Source organism: Halobacillus sp. (assembly GCF_049282395.1).
GTDB lineage: Bacteria > Bacillota > Bacilli > Bacillales > Halobacillaceae > Halobacillus.
On sequence record NZ_JBAPTY010000065.1, the window covers coordinates 1 to 3,702 of the forward strand.

The following is a 3,702-nucleotide window of genomic DNA, read 5'->3' on the forward strand; positions in this document are numbered from 1 at the left end:
GTATAGCATCCATGATTACCGTATCCAGTCACCTCACTTCGGGAATCAAGAATCTTACGATTGCTCTAGATGATAAGAGAATTAAGCCGGCGCTTGGTTACCATCCCGAGCAGCCGCTTCCTTCACAGGAGGAAATCGAGGATATTACTTCGCTCGCTCGAAGATATAGCAGACGCATCTCTGCCATTGGAGAAGTTGGACTCCCCTACTATTCCAGAAAAGAGGATCCCTCTATAGATGTGGAATCTTATGTACAATTGCTCGAACATTTTATTAAGCTTGCGGCAGAGCTGAACAAGCCTATTGTTTTACATGCTATCTATGAAGATGCTGATCTCGTCTGCGATCTGTTAAAAAAACATGGTGTCAGAAATGCCCACTTCCATTGGTTTAAAGGAAGTGCTGCTACGATCCAGACTTTAATGGAAAATAACTATTATATCTCTGTCACACCTGATTGTGTTTACAAAACTAAAATTCAGAAGTTGATCGAGTTATATCCTTTGAACCGGATTATGGTTGAAACGGATGGTCCCTGGCCTTTTGAAGGACCGTTCAAAGACAAGATGACTCATCCTGCCATGATGCACGACTCGATCGCTAAAATCAGTGAAATTAAAAGACTGCCTTTGCAGACTGTTTACCGCATCATTCATCAAAATACTGTAAGATTCTTCCGACTCTAGAGAAGCGTCCAAAAAAATAGCAGCTCCGTAGCAGCGTGTCCATCATATAGTGGACGCTTTTACGGAACTGCTTTTCACCTAAAGCTTATTCTGTTGTATTTCCTTCTGCAGGAATCGGATGATTCCGGTAGATCTCAGCCAGATGAGTGGTATTGTATCCAAGCATTTTGACTCGGCTTTTAGTAAAGTCATTTTGAATACCTTCCGCTTCCATATAGGATGGTCCTGGACCTGCTTCCCCTACCCAGTAAGCATCCACATTTGGCGGAATGGTAAATCCAAGAGCTGCAAGCCGGTAAAGAATGCTTTCGGCTACCTTCTTCGCACCGTCTTCATTCCCCGTAATAACTATTCCGGCTACTTTGTTATAGAAAATAGGTTGACCCTTTTCATTGGTCTCACTTCCACTGCCGTTTAGTCTTTCAATTAAGGTGGTGGCAATGCTGCTTTGCTGCCCCAGCCAAATAGGAGATCCAACGACTAAAATATCTGAGGCTTTTATCTTTTCTAATACTTGCGGCCACTCATCTCCACCGCCTAAATCCGCGCTGATACCTGGTGGGATATGGTAGTCCGCCAAGCGAAGAGACTCATATTCTACTTCTTTTTTATCATAGATTTTCTCTACTTCTTCCCAAAGGGCTTGTGTATTGGAAGGTTCTTCCGATTTCTTTAAAGAAGTATTAATAAACAAAGCTTTTAGTTTACTCATAATTATTCCTCCTTCTTTCTTAATCTTTACTACACATTCCCACTTCCATTTTATAACAAACCTTGTGTGAGGCTCCGTAAGAAAGGGTATTGATAAGGAAAGATAAAATAAGGAGGTCCAATCATGAGTCCAATGAACTTAAACGAACAAGTTCCTGATTTTACACTACCTTCCGTTACGGGGGATGAGTTCTCATTTAAAGATTTCCTTAATGAAAATGGAGATGACTGGCACTTGCTGATTTATTTCAGGGGCTCCTGGTGCCCAGCCTGTGTAGAAGAGTTAAAAGATTTAGAAGAGAGTCATGAATACTTCGTTAACCACCAGGTACATCTTACAACTATCTCGGCAGATCATAAAGACAGCCTCCATAACATGGTGAGTAAACACGATTTTTCCCTAAGGGTTTTGGCTGATCAAGAACTTCATGTTCTTAATCAATACGGTATTCACTATCATGATGAAAACAGTCCTTATGAAGACCATGGGACTCATGGCGAACCTGCTTATTTTTTAACTGATGGAGATGGAAAACTGCTTTATCAGCAGCGTCAGACGAGTCCTTTTGGCCGCCCGCATCCGAAGGAACTCCGTAAAATTATCCAGTATATAAGAAAAAACCTTAAGTGTCATTAAAAGAGCCGTTCCTATTGGATAGGAACGGCTCTTTGTTAAGATTATCCGGCTTTTTTAGCTACCACTTCTTCATTTAACGTTTGTTTCTGTTTAATTAGCTGTTTAACGAACCATAAAGCCACGGCTGTCCATATAACTGCACCGATAATCATGGAAGTTGAGTAAGCGAGCCCAAAACCTTCCGGTGCATAGAAAATGTAGGAACTCACGACGGCTGTCATGAATAAGGCAGGTGCACTGCAGATCCAATGAAACTTATGATTCTTGAGCAAATACATAGCCCCTGTCCATAGCATCACGGTAGCTACCACCTGGTTTGACCACCCTACATAGCGCCAAAGAAAGCTGTAATCCATCTGAGTTAATAAGAAAGCTGGAATGGCTACAGGAATGGCAAATAGAATCGGTACCCATTTCCCATTCAGTTCCTTGCTAAGAAGAGGTCTTACCGCATCTACAAGCATCATCCTTGAAGAACGCAGTGCGGTATCTCCTGTGGTAATCGGAAGGATAATCACACCAAGCACGGCGAGAACTCCTCCAAAGGTACCAAGTGTTGTACTGCTGATTTCGTTTACGACACCGGCTGGTCCGCCTGCATCAAGCGCGGCTTGCAGGGCACCTGTACTTCCGAAAAACGTCATGCCAGCGGCAGCCCAGATTAAAGCGATAATCCCTTCAGCGATCATAGCGCCGAAGAAAACTTTACGTCCTTCGCTTTCTTTTTTCAACGTACGGGCGAGGATAGGACTTTGCGTACTATGGAATCCGGATATAGCCCCGCAGGAAATCGTAACCATCAGCATGGGCCAGACCGGCAGTTCCTGAGGGTGCAAGTTGCTTAGGGTAAGGTTAGGGATCGATTGGTCGAAAAAGAAAATCCCAATCCCTATAGAGACCGCCATAAAGATTAAAACAGCACCAAAGATCGGATATACCTTTCCAATGACTTTATTGACAGGCAGCACGGTAGCTACCAGGAAATAAGCAAAGATAATAATGATCGATGTAAAGAATCCAAGAGGCGTGACCTCGGCCATTAACTGGGCCGGTCCTGCCGTAAAGGCTGCAGCGACGAGCACCATTAGTGCGATGGAAAGTAAATTAATTACTGTTTTTACCGGCTTGCCTAAATATTTACCGACCAATTCCGGATATTGAGCGCCTTTATGGCGAAGGGAAAGCATCCCGGAGAAATAATCGTGCACTGCCCCTGCAAATATGGAACCTATAACAATCCATATAAATGCTACAGGGCCGTACAACGCGCCTAATACCGCGCCAAAAATAGGGCCAAGTCCAGCAATATTAAGCAGTTGGATTAAGCTCGCTTTCCACCAGCTCATAGGCATAAAATCGAAGCCGTCATTTTTGGTATAAGCAGGAGTTTCCTGCTGATCGTTTATACCAAAAATTCGCTCCACCACCTTCGCATAAACTATGTAACCGACAATAAGTAATAAAATGGAAGCGATAAATGTGACCATTGCTGAGCCTCCTTTCAAAAATGAATGTAAGGAGTATTCTAGCGAGACCACCTGGGAAAGACAACCCAATTTCCGAAAATTTATTTTTTTCTCTTTTTTTTCTTATCATTAAAGCGTTTGCATTAACAAATCCTATCATATAAGGAATGAAGGCGTGTATGTTTTACCATGATCATGAACT

4 protein-coding genes are annotated in these 3,702 nt (G+C 42.8%); 2 read left to right on the forward strand and 2 right to left on the reverse strand.

The window, feature by feature from the left end; translation table 11 throughout:
* Window positions 1-686, forward strand: a 686-nt coding sequence (locus WAM07_RS03370; RefSeq protein ID WP_422164779.1) for a TatD family hydrolase, incomplete at its 5' end; no start/stop codon positions are given.
* 85 nt (window positions 687-771) lie between these two features.
* Here the strand turns inward: WAM07_RS03370 and WAM07_RS03375 are convergent.
* Window positions 772-1,398: a flavodoxin family protein gene (locus WAM07_RS03375; RefSeq protein ID WP_422164781.1), complete on the reverse strand. Its 627-nt coding sequence runs from the start codon at window positions 1,396-1,398 to the stop codon at window positions 772-774.
* A gap of 123 nt (window positions 1,399-1,521) precedes the next feature.
* Here WAM07_RS03375 and WAM07_RS03380 point away from each other — a divergent pair, with 123 nt between their 5' ends.
* Window positions 1,522-2,034 (forward strand): peroxiredoxin family protein, encoded by a 513-nt coding sequence (locus WAM07_RS03380; RefSeq protein WP_422164782.1) that lies wholly within the window; start codon window positions 1,522-1,524, stop codon window positions 2,032-2,034.
* A gap of 41 nt (window positions 2,035-2,075) precedes the next feature.
* Here the strand turns inward: WAM07_RS03380 and WAM07_RS03385 are convergent, their stop codons facing one another.
* Window positions 2,076-3,521 carry a carbon starvation protein A gene (locus tag WAM07_RS03385; protein ID WP_422164784.1) on the reverse strand — a complete coding sequence of 482 codons (1,446 nt, stop codon included), beginning with the start codon at window positions 3,519-3,521 and terminating at the stop codon, window positions 2,076-2,078.
* Between the last annotated feature and the right edge of the window lie 181 nt (window positions 3,522-3,702).

Bases quoted from the DNA above. Each gene is read 5' to 3' on its own strand.
- WAM07_RS03375 (WP_422164781.1), bottom strand. From the start codon at position 1,398: ATGAGTAAACTAAAAGCTTTGTTTATTAATACTTCTTTAAAGAAATCG.
- WAM07_RS03380 (WP_422164782.1), top strand. From the start codon at position 1,522: ATGAGTCCAATGAACTTAAACGAACAAGTTCCTGATTTTACACTACCT.
- WAM07_RS03385 (WP_422164784.1), bottom strand. From the start codon at position 3,521: ATGGTCACATTTATCGCTTCCATTTTATTACTTATTGTCGGTTACATA.